At 36.1% G+C, this 18463-nt stretch carries 20 protein-coding genes; 2 read left to right on the top strand and 18 right to left on the bottom strand.

Annotated elements, in window-relative coordinates; genetic code table 11:
* Nucleotides 1-4: 4 nt before the first annotated feature.
* The 6 genes from resB to ACN6MX_RS06825 form a co-directional block, all read right to left on the bottom strand.
* On the bottom strand, nucleotides 5-1663 hold the full coding sequence (gene resB / locus ACN6MX_RS06850; RefSeq protein ID WP_419961890.1) for a cytochrome c biogenesis protein ResB: 1659 nt from the start codon (nucleotides 1661-1663) through the stop codon (nucleotides 5-7).
* Nucleotides 1664-1676: 13 nt separating this feature from the next.
* The gene (gene resA, locus ACN6MX_RS06845) at nucleotides 1677-2228 is read right to left on the bottom strand and encodes a thiol-disulfide oxidoreductase ResA (RefSeq protein WP_419961889.1); all 552 of its coding nucleotides are present in this window, start codon (nucleotides 2226-2228) and stop codon (nucleotides 1677-1679) included.
* Nucleotides 2229-2312: 84 nt separating this feature from the next.
* Nucleotides 2313-3047: a pseudouridine synthase gene (locus ACN6MX_RS06840; protein WP_419961888.1), complete on the bottom strand. Its 735-nt coding sequence runs from the start codon at nucleotides 3045-3047 to the stop codon at nucleotides 2313-2315.
* Nucleotides 3048-3154: 107 nt separating this feature from the next.
* Nucleotides 3155-4114, bottom strand: a complete 960-nt coding sequence (locus tag ACN6MX_RS06835) for a D-alanyl-D-alanine carboxypeptidase family protein (RefSeq protein ID WP_419961887.1) — start codon at nucleotides 4112-4114, stop codon at nucleotides 3155-3157.
* Between the two features lie 53 nt (nucleotides 4115-4167).
* Complete coding sequence (gene scpB, locus ACN6MX_RS06830) at nucleotides 4168-4734, bottom strand: SMC-Scp complex subunit ScpB (protein ID WP_419961886.1); 567 nt, start codon at nucleotides 4732-4734, stop codon at nucleotides 4168-4170.
* Nucleotides 4727-5506 (bottom strand): segregation/condensation protein A, encoded by a 780-nt coding sequence (locus ACN6MX_RS06825; protein ID WP_419961885.1) that lies wholly within the window; start codon nucleotides 5504-5506, stop codon nucleotides 4727-4729. Before ACN6MX_RS06825 ends, scpB begins: the two co-directional genes overlap by 8 nt.
* A gap of 54 nt (nucleotides 5507-5560) precedes the next feature.
* On the opposite strand from ACN6MX_RS06825, the gene ACN6MX_RS06820 reads away from it, so the two are divergent.
* Nucleotides 5561-6064 carry a DUF309 domain-containing protein gene (locus ACN6MX_RS06820; RefSeq protein WP_419961884.1) on the top strand — a complete coding sequence of 168 codons (504 nt, stop codon included), beginning with the start codon at nucleotides 5561-5563 and terminating at the stop codon, nucleotides 6062-6064.
* Nucleotides 6065-6072: 8 nt separating this feature from the next.
* Here ACN6MX_RS06820 and ACN6MX_RS06815 read toward each other — a convergent pair whose 3' ends face one another.
* From ACN6MX_RS06815 to ACN6MX_RS06760, 12 genes are all read right to left on the bottom strand, one after another.
* Complete coding sequence (locus ACN6MX_RS06815) at nucleotides 6073-6432, bottom strand: GNAT family N-acetyltransferase (protein ID WP_419961883.1); 360 nt, start codon at nucleotides 6430-6432, stop codon at nucleotides 6073-6075.
* 297 nt (nucleotides 6433-6729) lie between these two features.
* Nucleotides 6730-8046 (bottom strand): diaminopimelate decarboxylase, encoded by a 1317-nt coding sequence (gene lysA, locus ACN6MX_RS06810; RefSeq protein ID WP_419961882.1) that lies wholly within the window; start codon nucleotides 8044-8046, stop codon nucleotides 6730-6732.
* A gap of 68 nt (nucleotides 8047-8114) precedes the next feature.
* Nucleotides 8115-9560, bottom strand: coding sequence for a spore germination protein (locus ACN6MX_RS06805; RefSeq protein ID WP_419962568.1), 1446 nt, complete (start codon nucleotides 9558-9560; stop codon nucleotides 8115-8117).
* Nucleotides 9560-10342, bottom strand: a complete 783-nt coding sequence (locus tag ACN6MX_RS06800) for a SigF/SigG family RNA polymerase sporulation sigma factor (RefSeq protein WP_419961881.1) — start codon at nucleotides 10340-10342, stop codon at nucleotides 9560-9562. The genes ACN6MX_RS06805 and ACN6MX_RS06800 overlap by 1 nt, the downstream gene beginning before the upstream one ends.
* On the bottom strand, nucleotides 10342-10788 hold the full coding sequence (gene spoIIAB, locus ACN6MX_RS06795) for an anti-sigma F factor (RefSeq protein WP_419961880.1): 447 nt from the start codon (nucleotides 10786-10788) through the stop codon (nucleotides 10342-10344). Before spoIIAB ends, ACN6MX_RS06800 begins: the two co-directional genes overlap by 1 nt.
* Entirely contained in the window at nucleotides 10778-11134 is a 357-nt protein-coding gene (locus tag ACN6MX_RS06790; RefSeq protein ID WP_093534831.1) for an STAS domain-containing protein, read from the bottom strand. The genes spoIIAB and ACN6MX_RS06790 overlap by 11 nt, the downstream gene beginning before the upstream one ends.
* Nucleotides 11135-11634: 500 nt before the next feature.
* On the bottom strand, nucleotides 11635-12939 hold the full coding sequence (locus ACN6MX_RS06785) for a pyrimidine-nucleoside phosphorylase (protein ID WP_419961879.1): 1305 nt from the start codon (nucleotides 12937-12939) through the stop codon (nucleotides 11635-11637).
* Between the two features lie 33 nt (nucleotides 12940-12972).
* Entirely contained in the window at nucleotides 12973-14151 is a 1179-nt protein-coding gene (deoB, locus tag ACN6MX_RS06780) for a phosphopentomutase (protein WP_419961878.1), read from the bottom strand.
* Between the two features lie 72 nt (nucleotides 14152-14223).
* Nucleotides 14224-15123 (bottom strand): site-specific tyrosine recombinase XerD, encoded by a 900-nt coding sequence (xerD, locus tag ACN6MX_RS06775; protein WP_419961877.1) that lies wholly within the window; start codon nucleotides 15121-15123, stop codon nucleotides 14224-14226.
* A 658-nt stretch (nucleotides 15124-15781) separates the two neighbouring features.
* Entirely contained in the window at nucleotides 15782-16225 is a 444-nt protein-coding gene (locus ACN6MX_RS06770; RefSeq protein WP_090561869.1) for a Fur family transcriptional regulator, read from the bottom strand.
* Nucleotides 16226-16311: 86 nt separating this feature from the next.
* On the bottom strand, nucleotides 16312-16779 hold the full coding sequence (locus ACN6MX_RS06765) for a hypothetical protein (protein ID WP_419961876.1): 468 nt from the start codon (nucleotides 16777-16779) through the stop codon (nucleotides 16312-16314).
* Nucleotides 16780-16829: 50 nt separating this feature from the next.
* Nucleotides 16830-17378, bottom strand: a complete 549-nt coding sequence (locus ACN6MX_RS06760) for an NUDIX domain-containing protein (protein WP_419961875.1) — start codon at nucleotides 17376-17378, stop codon at nucleotides 16830-16832.
* Nucleotides 17379-17466: 88 nt separating this feature from the next.
* Here ACN6MX_RS06760 and ACN6MX_RS06755 point away from each other — a divergent pair, with 88 nt between their 5' ends.
* Entirely contained in the window at nucleotides 17467-18369 is a 903-nt protein-coding gene (locus tag ACN6MX_RS06755; protein WP_419961874.1) for an aldo/keto reductase, read from the top strand.
* Nucleotides 18370-18463 lie beyond the last annotated feature (94 nt).

Raw genomic sequence — 18463 nt, 5'->3', positions numbered from 1 at the left:
CTTGTTAAACCCCTTCCTCTTTATCCACTTTCTCTTCTAAAGAATCTAAATCCTGTTGATCTAGATATTCAGGAAGATGAGCTACTTCATAAACTCTGTCCAAATCTCTCTTCACACTTAACCAGTTTTTGTTTGTATGCGCTGCAACTACTGTCTGTCCATCTTCTAATAATTGAATCCAGATTCGACGATGATTCCAGTACGACCCTTGGGCAACTCCAATCATGAAGATAAGTCCTCCTAGAGCAAGAAGTGGAAGTGTTAAATCCTTGCGAACTGTTAATCCAGATACGTCTCTTGTCTCCACACTTTGGAAAGCAATTTTATGCTGGTTTTCCCCAAGTGGTTCTACCGTTTCTTTAATCATAACAAAACTAGTTTCCCCTTTAGGGAATTCTGGACTATACATTTTAACTAAAAAGGCAGGGTTATTAGGAAGTGGTGATTGAGATTGTGGAACCCCTTCTTCAAATCCAGTAAAATCTGCATAGTAATCCATAATCTCGACTTTATATCCCTGATCCAATTCATAAACGGGCTGAGGATCTGCTAGATCAATTGTAAATTCACCAAATGATTGTTGTGTTTCTTTATCTTGTAACTGAAATGTCATTGTTGCCAATTCATCCAATCGGAAATCCATTTGGAACACTGAAAAGTTATCAAATTTAATCGGCTTATTCACTTGAATGGATGCTTCTTTTTCAAATGTTAAGTCTTCTGTATGTCCTGCCACAGAATCTTCTGGACCTTTATACAAGGCAACATCTGTTTGATAGTTCTTCGCAATAGTACCCACTCGATCGATTGCCTCACCATAAACTTCTTTAGATTCTTCTCTTGAGTAAGTCTCATAGATGAATTCCTTACTCTCTAAGAAATAACCGTCTGTTTCAGGTACATAAAGTGTTTCTCCTTCACGTAACCACATCGTTTCATCGACATAAAAACCTGGAAGAGCACGAAGCATTACACCAAAAAGGAATATGATGAGACCTAGATGGTTCACGTATGGACCCCAGCGTGAAAAACGTCCTCGCTCTGCTAAGATAGCATTACCTTCACGTTTTACATTGTAATTAAGTTCTTTAAGTTTTTCTTCTGCTTTTAGTAAAGAATCTTCTGTAACATCAGCTTTACCAATTCCAAAAACTCGTTGACGTTTTAAGAAACTAAAATGCCTTTTCGTCTTTTGTTTCTTCAGTGATTTATAAAGAGGTATAACCCTATCTAAGCTTGCGATGATTAGAGAAATACCTAGCATGCCAACTAATGCCTGAAACCACCATGAGCTATATAAGTCCGATAATCCAAGCTTATAATACAATGTTCCAAACCAACCATAAATTCGCTCATAATATGCTGCAATATCCGTTTCATTTGTTGCGGGCACATAGAATACCTGTGGAAGTATAGTACCTATTGCAGCTGCAATTAAAATCGCAACAATTATCCACATACCTACTTTTACACTGGAAAAGAAATTCCATACTTTATCAATTATCGTCTTGTTATAAGTTTGAGAACGTCTTGCAGATCCTTCATAGCGCATATCTACAATTGTTTTGTCTTTTGTCTCTTCATTTAATGGACGACCACAGCTTTCACATAATTCGGTACCAGCTGGATTAACGTTTCCACATGCACAAACTATCTTGTCCATCTTTAAAACTCCTTTATGAAGGTTTAATTTGATCCATAAAATTCGCAATATCTTCTTCTGTCATTTCGCCTTTAATAATTTTCTCAATCTTACCTTCTGGATTGATCAAAAATGTCGTTGGCAGCGGATCAATATTATATGATTCCATTACACTTTTGTTACGATCAATTGCTATAGGAAAAGTTAAACCATATCGATTCGAAAAGCTATTAACCTTTAGATCTGATTCTCCAATATTTATGGCCAATGTTTGGACACCATTATTCGTGAACTCTACGTATTGATTGTCCATTGCCGGCATTTCTTTTGCACAAGGCTTACACCATGTACCCCAGAAATTTAGAAATACGCCTTGTCCTTTATAATCAGACAAACGTCTTTCCGTACCATCCATATCAACTAATACAAAGTCCGGAGCTTTGTCGCCTACCTGTAATACAGCATTTTTCTCTTTATTTAAGTTGGAGTAAACTGTAAAAACAATTGCTACGACGAGTACTGCTAATATAATGGTTCTCATATAAAATCGTCGTTTTTTAGACTGTGCCAATTTGTTACCCTCCATTTCCAAGCATAATCATGAATTATTATAACAAAATTTACAAATTAAAAGAGCCTTACTTATGAAGGCTTTGTGAACACATAGGCTTTATTTTCCTATTTTCCCCGTCTCCGCTAATACTCTCATTTGCTTTATTTCATGAGTAGTCAATTCTCTCCATTCACCAGCATTTAAGCCATGAAGCGTTAAGAAACCGAATTGTTCTCTTTTTAACTTTTGAACTGGAAAACCTATTGCATCGAACATTCTACGTACTTGGCGGTTTTTCCCCTCATGTATAGTGATCTCTATAATTGATTTGTCTGCTTTGCGTTCTGAGGATAATAACTTAACTCTCGCGGGAGCTGTTTTACCGTCTTCTAAAACGATTCCTCGCTCCAGTGGACGTAGCTGCTCCTTCAATGGTAATCCTTTTACTCGTGCTACATAGGTTTTATCCACTTTATATTTTGGATGTGTGAGAGCATATGAAAAATCGCCATCATTCGTAAGAAGTAACAGACCAGAAGTTTCATAATCCAGTCTTCCAACAGGATATAAGCGTTCTTTCACATGAGGCAATAGATCCGTTACTGTTTTTCGACCTTTATCATCTGATACTGCTGAAATTACTCCACGTGGTTTATAAAGTAAATAGTATACTTTTTGTTCCTTTTCTAATTTTACTCCTTCAACTTCTACTACATCATTATCGGACACTTTTATCCCTTGTTCTGTAACTACTTTGCCATTCACTTTAACTTTTCCTTGTGTAATCATTTCTTCCGCTTTTCTTCTTGATGCCACACCTGCATGCGCGAGCACTTTTTGTAATCTTTCCAACACATTCACCTCGTCCATTCTATCCAATTCATATGAGTGAATTATGTCATACTTTGGGACAAATTAAAAGAAGACAGTCTTTTATAATAACTGTCTTCTTCACAATTCTATTTAATTTTCTTCACATTAAATTTCATTACAATCTCATTGTTAATCACAACATTCCAAAGATAGGGTTTATTCTTAGATGATTTTCGAGGAATCATTAATACGTTTTTAGTTGCTTCTTGTTCTTCTTTATTCAGCAAAAGGAAATAATCTTGTTTCACTTCAACAACCTGTTTATCTAACAGGCGATATTTCCCTTTTTCCACAACCTTCACATTATCGTATGTTTGAAAAACGTTTGCTGCTATAGAGGAGTGGGTATTCCAATCATTGGAATGGTTTAAAGTTACCACAATAATTTCTTTCCCCTTATCTTCAAAATAAGTCACTAATGTTCTTCCCGCCACTTTTGTATATCCTGTTTTTCCAGCTACGGCAAACTCATTAAAGTGCAATAATTTTTGCTTATTTTTCCAATTGACGGATCTTTCTTTTGGGGTATAAGATTTGGCTGATGCGATTTTTAAAAATGACTCGTTCTGCAAAGCGAAGCGGAACATATTGGCCATATCCATAGCTGAGGCATAGTGATCATCATGATGAAGTCCCGATGGATTAGTAAAGTGAGAATTTTCTAACCCAGCAAACTGTATTTTTTCGTTCATCAATTTAGTAAAGCCCTCAATTGAGCCACCTGTATGCTCAGCAAGTGCATAAGCTGCATCATTACCCGACTGTAACAGCAAGCCATACAATAAGGATTCCACAGTCCAAACCTCACCAGCCTGTAAGTATAAAGATGATCCTTCCTGCGTTGCAGCAGCGTTTGAAATTGTTATTTCATCATCGAGCGGAACATTATCCAAAACAGTTAAAGCAGTCCACACTTTAGTTAGGCTCGCTATAGGCAGCTCTACATTGACATTGCTGCCTTCTAATAATCTTCCTGTTTTTGCGTCAATAACCGCATAAGAGGATGAAGCATCTGCCTCATTTACATTCCATAAAAGAAAAAGCAACAGAAATAATACCGTTTTTTTAAAAATGAATCATACTCCTCATTCAATTATTTCTATCCTTCAAATGTCTCTTGAAACTTCGTCATAAATAAATCAGTATCTTCCATTTCATCAACAGACAGATCTTCCGGAAGCGGTGGCAGAGCTTTAATATCTTTTAGTCCAAAGTATTGAAGAAATTCATTTGTCGTTCCATATAATATAGCCCGACCTGTCCCTTCCGCACGCCCAACTTCTTGTACCAGACCCTTAGTAGACAGAGTGTGAATTGGTCGCTCTGACTTAACACCTCGAATTTCTTCTATTTCCACTCTCGTAATAGGTTGCTTATAGGCTATAATAGCAAGAACTTCTAGAGATGCCTGTGATAATGACTGAGCTGTAGGATTTTCTACTAATTTCTGAATGCTATCTATATTTTCTTGTTTCGTTACTAATTGATAGGTTCCTGCTAATTGTTTTATCTCAATTCCCCTATTGAGATTCGTTTTGTATTCCTGCAGCATTTCCTGTAGGACCGCTTCTATTTCCTCATCCACCGAACTAGTTAGAAAAGCTAATTGTTTTTTAGTTAACCCATCCTCTCCACTTACAAATAATAGACTTTCTATATTACTCATCAATTTCATCTTCGAATTCACTTTCTATATCTTCCTTTCGCAGCTGCACAAACAAATCTTCAAAATTACTTTTTTGTTCTACTTGTATAATCTGTCGTTTCATCAATTCTAGCAGAGATAAAAATGTTGTAACGATCGTTTGCTTATCTCTAGTTGGGAATAAATCGTAAAACGATAATTTCCCCCCTCCTTTTTTTAACACCTCAATGACATTTTTCATCTGAGCTTTAATCGATATTTCTTGCTTACTTATTCGGGTATTGAGCGGTGCGTTTATTTGTTTTCTTCGTAGCATTTTTTGAAAAGCACCTAGCATATCATATACATTCGCGTCTAATTCAAGTAATTCTAATTGTTTACCAGTTTGATATTCACTTAAATCTGTTGGCGGTCTAGAATAATAGAGTGAACGTGTTTCCTCCATCTCATGCAAGTTTTCTGCGGCTTCCTTGTACTTCTTATATTCTATTAATCTTAGTACAAGTTCATCCCTAGGATCTTGTAAATCCATATCGAAATCTTCGTCGATGTCATCGTCCTGATGAATCGGCAATAGCATTTTGCTTTTAATGGATAGTAAAGTTGCAGCCATTACTAAGTATTCACTTGCTTCATTAAGTTCTAAAACACGCATTGCGTGAACATGCTCCATGTACTGCTCAGTGATTTCTGCCATCTTTATATCGTATATATCTATTTCCAAACGATTTATTAAATGTAATAATAAATCTAGAGGTCCTTCAAATGCTTCTGTTTTTACTTCATAAGACATAAAACTCCACCCATTATCGGTTTTTAACATAATTATAGAGGAAAGGTGATTGTATTGCACCCTACATTTCATACTAGTTTTGTGGCATTTCTAAAACAATTCAATGAGACATTCGATTATTTTGAGTGTCACGAGTTATTGGAAGACTATTGGAAGGAAATTTCCCCAAGACATAAAAACCATGCGTTGACTGCTTTAATCTTGTTAGCAACTTCTATGTATCACTGGCGTCGCGGAAATTTAACTGGAGCTATTAAAACGATGAGAACAAGTATGAAAAGAATGGATATAACTAAGGACTCTCCTTTCTTTGAGAACTTCAATTACCAAAAGTTAACAGAAAATATGAAAGACGCACTCCATTTAATGACCAGTAGTCAAAAGTTTCAAGGTTTTACAATTGAGATAACCAATCCATCTTTACAATCGCAAGTAAGCCAGCTACATATTGAAACGAATGAGGACCCATATTTTCTTATTCATAAACATATGCTTCGAGATCGTTCAGAAATACTGGAGCAACGAGAAAGAGAGAAAAAAAAGAGAGATGACTTATAAAAATTAAGTCATTCCTCTTCTTTTTTTGTTTGGCACTTAATATAAAATGATTCGACATCCTCTGATGGCTTTATAGAAGTTGTTTGTAATACCGTTGGAAGTTTTTGTAACATTTCTTCTCCAAGACCTTCACCACGGTGTGACGGATTGACAGAAAGATGTTGAATCACTGCTTCGGTACCATCCATACGTACTCCTATTAATCCAACTAAGTCGTCCTCTTTCTTCCAAAGAAACAAATGCCAATCTGGATTTGTTTCATACTCATGAATTGTTTCTAATAATTTTTTAACATCTTTTTCATGAGGCATAAAAGAAAGTAGTCCCATTGAAATTTTTTCAAATGTTTTTTTATAGCGAAGTAACATAATTTAAACCCTCTTTTAATTTCTTGGCCTGTCTATCTAATCATCTATACATACGAATATACAACTCTAATTTAACTGCCTACATGCAATTTGATTAATAGAATTTAATAATCATATCCTATCTACACTAAATTTAACAAAGTCCAATTTCTTAAAATATCTGTATATAGTACCTTAATTTTACCGATTTTACAAATTAGCATTCGGGGCTATAAATAACCAGTAAATGACACCCCATACTATTCCTACGATAAAAATCATTAGAAAAAGTATAATATTCGCCTTTTTCATCTTGTTTCACTCCTTCTCCATTGTTAAAGGAAGGTCAAGATGTATTATGTCTTCCAACGTTTCTCTTCTTACAGCCAATTGATGCTTTCCATTTTCTACAAAAACAACAGCTGGTTTTGTTAAACGATTATAATTACTAGCCATGGAGTAACCATAAGCTCCTGTACAAAACATTGCTAGAATATCCCCAGGTCTTGCTGCTGGTAATTGGATATTTTCGATTAATTTATCCCCAGACTCACAACATTTACCTGCAATTGTATAGTTATTCGTTAACTGTGCGTCCATTTTGTTAGCAATAACTGCGTCATATTCTGCACCGTATAATGCAGGTCTAATATTGTCGGACATACCACCATCAACCGCTAAATAATTCCGAATATCTGGCACAACTTTTTCGGATCCGACCGTATATAACGTAGTTCCTGCATCCCCAACTAATGATCTACCCGGTTCTATCCAAATTTCTGGCATTTTAAAAGAAGAATTATGCACAAGCTCTTTTACTATTTGGATCATTTCTTTCACATATACCGCTGGTTCAAGTGGTGCATCCTCATCTGTATATTTTATACCGAAGCCACCGCCTAGATTTAAAACACTGCATGAAAAGCTATAGTCTGTATGCCACTTTATCATTTTAGTAATAAGCTTTTCAGCCGCCACCTTAAAACCAATCGTTTCAAATATTTGAGAGCCAATATGACAATGCAAGCCAAGCAACTGAATATACTCATCCTGATATACATCCAGAAATGCTTGGTCGGCTTGTCCATTCAACAGATCAAATCCAAATTTAGAATCTTGCTGGCCTGTCGTAATATAGTCGTGTGTATGAGCTTCGACACCGGGGGTTACCCGTAATAAAATATTCACTTTTTGCTTGTTCCTTGCAGTAAGAATCTTTAATAATTCTATTTCATGAAAATTATCAACAACTATACAACCAATATTATGCTCAAGAGCTAATAATAATTCTTCTTTGCTTTTATTGTTACCATGAAAGTGAATTCGTTCTACTGGATATCCAGCTTGAATCGCAGTGTATAATTCTCCAGCAGATACAACATCTAATGATAAGTTTTCTTGTTTCATCACTTGGTACATTGCAACACTAGAAAAGGCTTTACTTGCATAAGCAACTTGTGCCGATATATGTTGATCTCGGAACGTCTGGATGAATGCCTGTGCTCTTTCTCTAATTAAAGATAAATCGTACACAAACAAAGGTGTCCCATATATTTTTGCAAGCTCTAGACTATCTATTCCACCAATCATTAAGTGACCTTTTTCGTTTACAGCATGCCGTGAAACTAGCACCATTTAGTTCGCCTCTTTTCACTATATCTATTAGAACTTTATCACAATAGATAAGGAAATGGCAATGCACATTAGGAACGTTTACGATCAGGCGATCTAGTTATAAATGGCCTTTTAGCATCAGTGGGCATTGGATACCGTATGATCAAACGCAATAATGCTTTTGGATAAAAAGGCTGAAGTGGCCATAGATAAGGCACATTTAAAGGTTTTACAGAACCTACATACCAAAGTAGAGCTAAAGATGCCACAAAAAATCCACTTGGTCCAAATAATGCGGTACTTAGTAGGATAACAGTCCTAAATATTTTAGTCGTAATGCTTAGTTCATAGGAAGGGATTGAAAAGGTGAATATAGCTGTAATAGCTGTATATAAAATAACCTCTGGAACAAAGATTCCTACATCAACAGCCATTTGCCCAATGACTAGTGCGGCTATAATCCCCATTGCTGTTGATAACGGAGTTGGTGTATGAATAGCGGCTAGTCTTAGAAATTCTATCCCAATATCTGCAAATAAAACCTGCAGCAATAACGGTATGTCTGTCGTTTCTTTCGGACCAATAAAATCAAGAGCCTTTGGTACAAACTCTGGATGGACCGACAGTAAATACCAAAATGGTAATAAAAATAGACTTAAAAAAACACCTAAAAATCGAATCCACCTTACAACTGTTCCAATTGCTGGTGCTTGCCTGTATTCCTCCGCATGCTGTAAGTGGTGAAAAAGGGTCGTAGGAACTATAATGACGGATGGAGATGTATCTACTACTATTATTATATGGCCTTCTAGCAAATGTGCTGCAGCTATATCGGGTCTTTCTGTAAATCTCACAAAAGGTAAAGGATGGAATCCTTGTTTAAAAAGCCATTCTTCTAACGCTTTGTCAGTCATCGTAATTCCATCATGCTTTATTTGCTTTATTCGATCCCGAATTTGCGTTAGATAATCTTCATTGGCAATATTTTTAATATAAGATATCGCAATATCTGTTTGGCCTAACTCGGTAATTTGATGTAACTCAAAGCGTAAATCAGTATCTCGAATCCTTCTTCTAATAAGTGCTGTGTTTTGCACAATATTTTCCGTAAAACCATCCCTAGATCCTCTGACAACCTTCTCATTATCTGGCTCCTCTGGTGTCCTACCGGGATAAGAACGAACATCTATGGTATACACGGAACCATTCGATAATATGAAGGTTACTTGTCCACTCAGAAGTGCAGCTAACCATTTTTCCTTGGAATCATATTGCGTAATGGAATAGTAAGGAAAATAATGCTCAATAATTTCATTTTCGGTTATTGTTTTATCTGCAATTTTCAATTGGGTGTTCGTCAATAATTGAGTAATTATCATGCCATCAATTAATCCGTTAATATAGACGAGTAATACTGGAAATTCATATAAATGAGTATGTAAAATCCCCACATCGTAAGACTCATTTACTCCGAACTTTTCTTTTAAATACAATTCTGCTTCATCCACACTATTAAACAAAGGTTTCGTTTCAATCACCTATCTTTTGCATTTGAATTCGTCTGCCCCACTGGTACTAACCAAGTTTTTAATTGGGTTAATATTTTCTTCTCGAGTCTTGACACTTGTACTTGTGAAATGCCTAATCGTTCAGCAATATCACTCTGTGTACAATCAAGATAATATCGTAAATAAATAATCATTTGCTCTCGTTTTTCCAGCTTTTCCACTAGCTCACGTAACGGAATATGCTCAAACGGCTTCTCGGAACGCTCATCTTTCATTTGATCCATTAACGTGAGAGCATCCCCACTATCATTTTCATAAAGTTGCTCCTGCAATGATGCTGGATCCCGTAGAGCATCTGTAGCCATCACTATTTCTTCTCGAGACACCTCTAAAATATGTGCAAGCTCCAAAATAGTAGGTTGGCGCTCGAACGTTTTTAAAAAGTCATCGGTAGCATGGCGAATTTTAAAATTTAACTCCCGAATCGAACGACTGATTTTCACCATTCCATCATCTCTTAAAAACCGCTGAATCTCTCCTATAATCATAGGAACCGCATACGTCGAAAACTTCACTTCATAGGACAAATCAAATTTATCAACCGATTTCATCAAGCCAATACAGCCGATTTGAAACAAATCTTCCAGATCTGCCCCTCTAGAAGCAAAACGTTGGACAATAGACCATACAAGCCTAGTATTACCTTCAATCATTTGCTGCCTTGCCAGTTTATCACCAGTCTGTGATAGCGCTATGAGTTCTCTCATTTTTTCTTGAGTTAGTAAAGTAGACGGTTTTTTATTTATCATTAGACGATCCTACAAGATTCTTGAATTGGTACAAATTGCTTCGTTATCGTTACAGTCGTCCCCCTATCAGGAATGGAGTAAATTTCAACACCATCACTAAAGCTTTCCATAATTGTAAAGCCCATTCCTGAACGTTCCTGCTCAGGCTTTGTCGTAAATAGCGGCTCACGTGCTTGGTTTACATCACGTATTCCACGGCCATAATCTACAATGGAAACAACAATTTCTCTATCTATTCGTTGAGCGTGCAGTTCAATTTTCCCGACACCATCTTCTTCATAACCATGAACGATAGCATTCGTTACAGCCTCAGAAATGACTGTTTTAAATTCAGATAATTCTTCAATTGTCGGGTCAATCGTTGCGATAAAACTAGACATAACCATTCTAGCTAGTGCCTCGTTCTCACTTTTAGCGATAAAAGATAATGTGATCTCATTGTCCATAAACTATTCCCCCTAACTTAGACATTATTTCAATTTCGGATTCGCTATAAATATAAGGGCTTAAACCTGCAAACTGAAAAATTTTACGCATCGTTGGTGATGGATTTACAATAATTGTTTGTCCATCTATTGGAGCAAGCTCTCTCATTCTGCCTAGAATTAGTCCTATTCCTGAGCTATCCATAAAATGCAAGTCTTTCAAATTCCAAACTAGTACTTTAATAGACCCGTTTTTTATCATTGGAACTATCTCATTTCTAATATCATTTGTACTGTGATGATCTAATTCACCTTTTAATCGAATAATAATAATTTCGTCTCCTACTTTTTCTACTTCATGAATCATAAAATCGCCTCCTTAGATAGCGCTATTCCACATTCTCCTTGAAAATTCCTTGCGCTTGACAAAAGTAGAAGAAATCATCGTTTATTAGTCGATTTTCGACAGAGGTTGGTCATTTAAAGTATGGCAACAAATTCTTTTTTTTAATCAAAAAATAGGCATCTCGCAAAAGTTTTTAAAAACCTTAGCGAGATGCCTATTTAGAATATATTATTAGTTTTTTAGCACTGCAAACTGCACGAATAATTGGGAGAATAATCCGTTTCGCAAGTAAATGCCCCCTAAGAGCAAGTACTACTAGTGCGTGGGCAAATAAATAGGACCAGAAAGTAAGTATACGAAAATGGAGCGCAAGTAAGTGATACACGAGAGCAAGTAAACAAAGGAAAATTGTTCGGCAAGGAGTATCATGACCGAGGTCATAATACTCCTTGAAATGTTCATCATTAAAATGTAACTCCGAACTAGGCCAATCCTAAAATTTAGAATACTCTTCTAATAATTTATGCAGTTATTACTTCATAAATTAAAGGTGGAGCATCTTTTTTAGCTGATTCTATATCGATAAACTGAGTTAATTTATCCATTACTTCTTGCACATCTTCTCTATTCGCATAGATGGTAGCAAGCGAATCTCCTTTGCTTACAGCATCTCCAACTTTTTTATTTAGCACTATACCAACTGCTAAGTCTATTTCGGATTCCTTCGTTGCTCTTCCTGCTCCTAGTAGCATAGCTGCAGTACCAATTTCGTCTGCTTCCATAAAGGTGATAAAACCATCTTTGGATGCGGGAACTTCAAATTTATAAGAAGCTTGAGGTAGTAATGAAATATCATCAACGATTTTCTCATTCCCACCTTGCCATTTGATGAATTGCTTGAAAATTTCTAATGCAGAGCCATCTTTTATAACAGCAAGTAGCATTTCTCTAGCTTCTTCCAATGTCTTGGCTTTCTCTCCAACTACTACCATTTGACTTCCAAGCGTCAAACATAGTTCTGTTAGATCATCTGGGCCGTTTCCTTTTAATGTATCAATAGCTTCCACTATTTCTAGTGAATTCCCAATTGCTCTTCCAAGAGGTTGACTCATATCTGAAATAATAGCCATCGTTTGTCTGCCTACATTATTCCCTATACGAACCATTGCTTGTGCAAGTTCTCTTGCGTCCTCAGTCGTTTTCATAAATGCACCGTCACCAGTTTTTACATCTAACACAATAGCTCCGGCTCCAGCAGCGATTTTCTTACTCATAATTGAACTAGCTATTAATGGAATACTGTTTACAGTACCCGTTACATCACGTAATGCATATAATTTTTTATCTGCAGGTGTTAAATTACCACTTTGTCCAATTACTGCTACTTTCAATTCATTTACTTGTTTCACAAATTGTTCAGAAGTAAGCTCCACGTGGAAACCTTCAATCGCTTCAAGCTTATCGATTGTTCCACCAGTATGTCCAAGTCCTCTACCGCTCATTTTAGCTACTGGAACACCACATGCAGCAACAAGTGGACCCAACACTAAAGTAGTTGTATCGCCAACTCCTCCAGTAGAATGCTTATCGACTTTTACTCCCTCAATTGCAGAAAGGTCAATAGTTTCACCCGAATTCACCATAGCCATTGTTAAGTTAGCTCTTTCTTCGTCCGTCATATTTTGGAAGTAAATAGCCATTAATAACGAACTCATTTGATAATCGGGAATAGAATTATTTGTATAGCCCTCTATAAAGAATTCAATTTCTTCTTTTGTTAAAGCATTTCCGTCTCTTTTCTTTTGAATAATATCAATCATTCTCATCGTGCATACACTCCCTTAGTTTAGGATCTATTTTTATTTTAATAAAGATAAGAAACTTTCTCCGTATTCAGTTGTTGCAACTTCAAAGTTTTCACTAATCGTTGCTCCAATGTCAGCAAACGTATTGCGCAATGGTAACTCTTTTATTTCCTTAAATTTTGGTGAATATACGATTAATGGAACATATTCCCGTGTATGATCTGTTCCCGGCATAGTTGGATCATTTCCATGATCAGCCGTGATGATCAATAAATCTTCCTCTGTTAGCTTTGGAAGCACCTCATTTAAACGTACATCAAATTCTTCTAAAGCTTTTCCATAGCCTAACGGATCACGACGGTGACCAAATAATGCATCAAAGTCAACTAGATTTAAGAAGCTGATGCCTTTGAAATCTTTGTCCAGTGTAGCTATGAATTTATCCATACCGTCCATATTATCTGTTGTTCTTTCCGTAGAAGTGACACCTTCACCATTGAAAATATCGTTTATTTTACCGATTGCGATTACCTCAAGTCCAGCGTCACTCAGTTCGTTCATCGCTGTGCGACCAAAAGGTTTTAACGCATAGTCATGACGATTAGATGTACGAACAAATTTACCTGGACCTCCGATAAATGGACGTGCAATTATACGACCAACTAAAAATTCCTCCGAAAGTGTCAACTCACGTGCAATTTCACAAATACGATACAATTGGTCTAATGGGATTATTTCTTCGTGCGCCGCAATCTGAAGCACAGGGTCAGCAGATGTATAAACAATGATGGCACCAGTTTTCATATGCTCTTCGCCAAGCTCATCTAAAATTTCTGTTCCACTTGCAGGCTTGTTTCCAATTACTTTGCGACCAGTTTTTTCTTCTAATTGGGAGATTAGTTCGTCCGGGAATCCGTTTGGATATACTTTAAATGGTTTATCAATATTTAACCCCATAATTTCCCAGTGACCAGTCATCGTATCTTTGCCCACAGAGGCTTCTTGCATTTTGCCAAAATAAGCCGTAGGGGCTGCCACTTGATTGATACCTTGAATTTCTTCAATATTACCAAGTCCTTGTTGTTCCATATTAGGCATATGAAGTCCGTTCATTTTATCTGCAATATGTCCAATGGTATGGGAACCTACGTCACCAAAAGCAGCAGCATCTGGCGCTTCTCCAATACCAACAGAGTCCATTACTACAACATGTATGCGCTTAAATTTATTCATTTAATTACCTCCTACTCTTTTCTTCTAGTTTACCAAAAAAAAAAAAAATGTACAGGTCAGACCTCTGACAATTTAGGCTCGAGGGTGAAATTGCTTATAGACATCCTTCAGTCGACTTTTGCTAACATGCGTATAAATTTGAGTCGTAGAAATATCCGCGTGACCCAACATCTCTTGAACAGCGCGTAAATCGGCTCCATTTTCGATTAAATGCGTTGCAAAGGAATGACGCAATACATGAGGTGTAATTTCTTTTGAAATCCCTGCTGAAGTTGCATGCTTATTTAATAACTTCCATATTCCCTGTCTAGTTAAACGTTTTCCCCGTTGATTGATAAAAAGGGCTTCGGTTTTTTCGGACTTCAACAAAATCTGCCTAGCATTTTCAATATAATCTGTGCAAGCTTTAATAGCTGAACCACCTAATGGCACAATTCGTTCTTTACCGCCTTTACCAAATACACGAACAAATCCCATAGACAAATGTATATCCTCTAGATTTAAGTTTAAACACTCGCTAATCCTCATACCACTAGCATACATAAGTTCAAACATCGCTAAATCTCTTTGTCCCTGTGGTTTGGATATATCAATACTATTTAATAGATTATTCAATTCCTCGACAGACAAATAAGTAGGTAACTTTTGCTCTAGCTGCGGCAAATCCAAATGGACAGATGGATCTGTGCTTGCCACCTTCTCTCTTAATAAAAATTGATGAAAGGAACGAATAGAGGAAATATGTCTAGAAATCGTCCGTGCAGATTTTCCATTTTCTTTTAAATTTCGAAGATAAAGAACAATATGTGTGCGCTCTATCTCATTTAGACTATGTAATTGCTGTACTTCAAATATATGATACAAATAATCTGTTAAATCTTTTTTATAGGAGGTCAATGTATTACTCGCTAACTGCCGCTCAATCTGCAGAAAGTGCATATAATCCTCTAAATGTAGTATTCCATTATTCAAGTACTTCACTCCTTTTGTAAAACATTCATATAAAGAAAAACCTGTTGCAAATTATTTTGAAGTCCTTTGGACAGACTTCTTGCTATATTATTACCGAATGAATTTTTAGTACTGGTTGTGAAGTCTGTCACAACCAGTACTACTTTTTTCGGTAATTTTATGGCGTTTGTCAATCCGTCGCCCTTCAAAAACTTTCAAAAACAGGTTAGTGCTTGTTTTGGTAACTAAAGAAAAGCTACTTTCTTATTGTTAGAATAAGCGCCAGAAGATACAATTTCTGGCGCTTTACTGCTTCTTTATTGGGTAACACTTAATATTCCTCATTAATACCACTAGTATAAAAGAAAATCTACTTCTTACATTCTTCATTATAAATTATCTCCACTAATTCAACAGCAGTTACAGACATATTTACCACATAGTGACTTTGACTAATATTATCATCTAAGCGATAGGCTATGATCTAACCCAGTATTCACTGTACATAAAAACTTAAAAAAAGGATAGCTAGTTAGCTATCCTTTTTTTAATCAGTATCTGTCTAGCTCCAGCGCCTAGCCCCTCGAATCGCTTCAGACTTGCGAATAAAGGCAAAGAGCGCCTTTATTGCAATTCTTCCATCGCTTGTCGGGGCTGAACATAGGCGCTTGCGCATTTCTTATTTATCCTCTTGGCAACGGTAGCAAATACCGTGAAATGTTAGACGATGGTCTTTTATTCTAAAGTTCCATTTTTTCTCGACAATAGCTTCCACATCTTCTAACAAATCTTCTTGAATTTCATCTACAGCTCCACATTCTATACATACTAAATGGTGGTGAAAATGCGCTGCACCCTCTTGTCTCAAATCATAGCGAGATACGCCGTCACCGAATTGAATTTTATCCACCACATTCAATTCGTTTAATAACTCAAGCGTTCTATAAACTGTTGCAAGCCCTATATCAGGTGATATCTCTCTAACTAGTAAAAATACATCTTCTGCACTTAAATGATCTTCTTCATTTTCAAGCAAAACTCGGACCGTCGCTTCTCGCTGCGGCGTCAGTTTATAGCTCGCACCAGATAATTGTTTTTTTATACGATCAATACGGCTTTCCATATGACGCCTCCTTACCTTAAATCCATTATACCAATAATTGAATTCTCATTACAAGAGTTTCACATAATAATAGTTATTAATAAGAACTAATTATTAAATAATATAAATGGTATTAAGATGGATTCTATAATTATAACAATTATATAAAAGGATAGCGAAAAAATATTAATCCGATTTGCTAAAGCTAATAACAGAATACAATAAACTAGCTGAAATGGAAACCACCAAAACACATAGGGAAAAGTAGATTCCTGTGTTTGAAGTAAATAACTCGAACAATATCCATAGAATGTAATTTTAAACGCACAAATAACTAATATAAGTTTTCGTAAATAAGGATGTTGATAAAATAAAAAAAACACAATAGCAAACATAAGATGAGGAAATATCGTTTCTAAAAAAGTAGGTTGTTCTACTAATAGAACCCGTGCATCCAAGAGATTAATAATCCATTGCTGCTGTTCTACCGTACTTTGTTCAAATAATATTAAACCTCCGACAAAGCTAACTACGAGTACACATAATGAGATGAAAATAGTATAAGTCTGGTTCAAATTGGAACACCTCCCTATCTACTTTCATCATATGCTTGTACTAACTTAAATCATGCTTCTTTAAAATAATCTTTCAACCAAATATATGCAAATGCAGTTTTAGCGTCATAGATTTGTTGTTTCTTTACCATTTCTTCCATTTCAGGCATAGTAACATGTAATAATTCTACAAACTCATCTTCATCTAAGCCAACTGGTTGCTCCATTTTTTCAATATTATCCGCAAAATATAGATGGATAATCTCATCAGCAAATCCGGGAGATGTAGCAAATGATTGTATATAATGTAGCTTTTCCGTCGTATAGCCTGTCTCTTCTTCTAATTCACGAAGAGCAGTTATTTCCGGAGCCTCACCAACCTCTATTTTTCCAGCAGGAATTTCAATAATGGATCGTTCTAATGCTTTTCTAAATTGTTCCACTAAAATTATTTTTTTGTCTTTTGTTACAGCAATAACCGCTACAGCCCCAGGATGTTTCACAATCTCTCTATTACTAGTTTTTCCATTAGGAAGCTCTACTTCATCTACCTGTAGTGTGATTATTCTCCCTTCAAATTTAACCTCTGTTTGAATTGTTTTTTCCTCAAATTTTTTCATAACGAATCATCCTCTCATTTATAACTTTCCTCTTTAGTTGAATCTATCTATTTGACATTGTACCATGTAGAAAAGGACGTGATGAAATTTGAAGAAAAGACAATTAGGTAATAGTGAAATATACGTTTCAGAAATTGGATTAGGCTGCATGTCACTTCCAGCAGAGCAAGCAGAGGCGGATAATATTATTCAAGTCGCACTAGATAACGGCATTAATTATTTTGATACAGCAGATTTATACGATAATGGTGAAAATGAAAAGATTGTCGGAAATGCCCTCAAAAACAATCGTCAAAATATTATTTTGGCTACAAAAGTGGGGAATCGATTTAACAGTTTTGGTGATGGTTGGTCATGGGACCCTTCTAAGGAATGGATAACTGACGCCGTACATGCATCATTGAAACGGCTCCAAACTGATTATATAGATGTATATCAGCTTCACGGGGGCACGATGGAAGACGATGTAGACGAAGTTATAGACACAATGGAATCTCTCCAAAAAGAGGGTCTTATTCGTGAATATGGAATATCTTCTATTCGACCAAATGTCATAGAACGATTATTACGCAAAAGTAATGCCGTCTCTGTCATGATGCAATATAGTTTACTAGATAGAAGACCAGAAGAATGGTTTCCCTTGCTAGAAGACCACCAAGCTTCCCTTTTTAGCCGTGGAACAGTTGCAAAAGGTTTACTTACAGCCGATGGTCTTAATCGTGCAAATAAAACAAAAGAATATCTCAGCTACACACAAAAAGAATTAGTCGATACTATCGAAAAATTCCATGCATTAGAAGCTCCTATTGCATCTATAGCACTTCAATACGTATTACAAAGAAAAGTAACAGGATCCATGATCATTGGTGCTAGTAGCTCCGAACAATTACTTGAATCAATCGAAGCGTATAAACAGCATGTTCCAGAAAACATCCTACTAAAAGCTGCGGAAATAACGAAGCAAGATGCATATATGGAGCATAGAGTTTAAAAGAAGCTTAAGTGTTCAGGGAGTGTTCAAGCAATGTTGCGATTCGTGAGGTCTTTGTTGCGATTATCGAACCTGATGTTGCGATTCGAAGTCA

The organism is Psychrobacillus sp. BM2 (assembly GCF_048572895.1).
Taxonomy (GTDB): Bacteria; Bacillota; Bacilli; order Bacillales_A; family Planococcaceae; genus Psychrobacillus.
This window is presented reverse-complemented; position numbering and strand designations above follow the sequence as displayed.

Coding starts and splice junctions, on each gene's coding strand:
- ACN6MX_RS06815 (WP_419961883.1), bottom strand. CDS start 6,432: ATGTTACTTCGCTATAAAAAAACATTTGAAAAAATTTCAATGGGACTA.
- spoIIAB (WP_419961880.1), bottom strand. CDS start 10,788: ATGGACAATGAGATCACATTATCTTTTATCGCTAAAAGTGAGAACGAG.
- ACN6MX_RS06800 (WP_419961881.1), bottom strand. CDS start 10,342: ATGATAAATAAAAAACCGTCTACTTTACTAACTCAAGAAAAAATGAGA.
- resA (WP_419961889.1), bottom strand. CDS start 2,228: ATGGAGGGTAACAAATTGGCACAGTCTAAAAAACGACGATTTTATATG.
- ACN6MX_RS06770 (WP_090561869.1), bottom strand. CDS start 16,225: ATGGAAAGCCGTATTGATCGTATAAAAAAACAATTATCTGGTGCGAGC.
- ACN6MX_RS06825 (WP_419961885.1), bottom strand. CDS start 5,506: ATGTCTTATGAAGTAAAAACAGAAGCATTTGAAGGACCTCTAGATTTA.
- ACN6MX_RS06790 (WP_093534831.1), bottom strand. CDS start 11,134: ATGATTCATGAAGTAGAAAAAGTAGGAGACGAAATTATTATTATTCGA.
- scpB (WP_419961886.1), bottom strand. CDS start 4,734: ATGAGTAATATAGAAAGTCTATTATTTGTAAGTGGAGAGGATGGGTTA.
- ACN6MX_RS06760 (WP_419961875.1), bottom strand. CDS start 17,378: ATGAAAAAATTTGAGGAAAAAACAATTCAAACAGAGGTTAAATTTGAA.
- ACN6MX_RS06785 (WP_419961879.1), bottom strand. CDS start 12,939: ATGAGAATGATTGATATTATTCAAAAGAAAAGAGACGGAAATGCTTTA.
- lysA (WP_419961882.1), bottom strand. CDS start 8,046: ATGGTGCTAGTTTCACGGCATGCTGTAAACGAAAAAGGTCACTTAATG.
- resB (WP_419961890.1), bottom strand. CDS start 1,663: ATGGACAAGATAGTTTGTGCATGTGGAAACGTTAATCCAGCTGGTACC.
- deoB (WP_419961878.1), bottom strand. CDS start 14,151: ATGAATAAATTTAAGCGCATACATGTTGTAGTAATGGACTCTGTTGGT.